This window comes from Streptomyces sp. NPDC057565 (genome assembly GCF_042801455.1).
In the GTDB taxonomy this organism is placed as follows: Bacteria; Actinomycetota; Actinomycetes; order Streptomycetales; family Streptomycetaceae; genus Streptomyces; species Streptomyces yanii.
Genome location: NZ_JBHVFU010000189.1, coordinates 1 through 1,137, shown reverse-complemented (window position 1 = coordinate 1,137; position 1,137 = coordinate 1). Strand labels below are relative to the sequence as shown.

1 protein-coding gene is annotated in these 1,137 nt (G+C 64.2%); it reads right to left on the bottom strand.

Annotated elements, in window-relative coordinates:
- Nucleotides 1–1,092, bottom strand: coding sequence for an IS630 family transposase (locus ACFU8W_RS52520; protein ID WP_384053023.1), 1,092 nt, complete (start codon nt 1,090–1,092; stop codon nt 1–3).
- Between the last annotated feature and the right edge of the window lie 45 nt (nt 1,093–1,137).

Below are 1,137 nucleotides of genomic sequence, written 5' to 3'. Positions count from 1 at the left end.
CTAGTGTCCTGAGTCTTTGATTCGGTTTAGATATCCGGTGAGGCGTTCGAAGATCTCGTCGGCGGTCTTCGTCCAGACGAAGGGCCTGGGGTTGTCATTCCAGTCGGCGATCCAGGCCCGGATGTCCTTCTCCAGGGCTTGGACGTTCCTGTGGACGCCACGGCGTATCTGCTTGTCTGTCAGCAGTGCGAACCAGCGCTCCACTTGGTTGAGCCAGGACGAGCTGGTCGGAGTGAAGTGCATGTGGAACCGGGGATGGGCCAGCAGCCACTTCTGGATCGCGGGCGTCTTGTGGGTGGCGTAGTTGTCGCAGATCAGGTGAACGTCGAGATGGTCGGGGACCTCCTTGTCCAGCTTGGCCAGGAACTTCTTGAACTCCACCGCGCGGTGCCGGCGGTGGAGTGAGCTGATGACCTCGCCGGTGGCTGCGTTCAGGGCGGCGAACAGGGTCGTCACACCGCCACGCAGGTAGTCGTGGGTACGGCGCTCGGGCATGCCCGGCATCATCGGCAGCACCGGTGCAGACCGGTCCAGTGCCTGGATCTGCGACTTCTCGTCCACACAGAGGACGATGGCCCGCTCGGGCGGGTCCAGATACAGGCCGACGACGTCGCGGACCTTCTCGATGAACTGCGGGTCCTTGGACAGTTTGAAGGTGTCCACCAGATGCGGCTTGAGGCCAAAGGTCCGCCAGATCCGCGAGATGGTGGACTGGCTCAGGCCGCTGGCCGAGGCCATTTCCCGTGTCGACCAGTGCGTGGCGTTCTTCGGCGTGGTCTCCAGGGTCCGCACGACCACCTCCTCGACCTTCTCATCGCTCACCGTGCGGGGCGGACCCGGCCGCGGTTCGTCGGACAGGCCCTGAAGCCGGTCGGCTGCGAACCGCTTGCGCCACTTGGCCACCGTGACCGGGTGGACCCCAAGCTCCGCTCCCACAGCGGTGTTCGAACCGCCGTCAGCACACGCGAGCACGATCCGGCACCGCAACGCCAGAGCCTGCGAGGACGTTGCCCGCCGCGACCAGCGCAGCAACGTCTCTCGCTCCTCATCCGCCAGAACCACCTCGACCGTCGGCCGACCCATACGCGCCATGAACCCAGCCTACTTCTGCAATGAAATAAAGACTCAAGACACTAG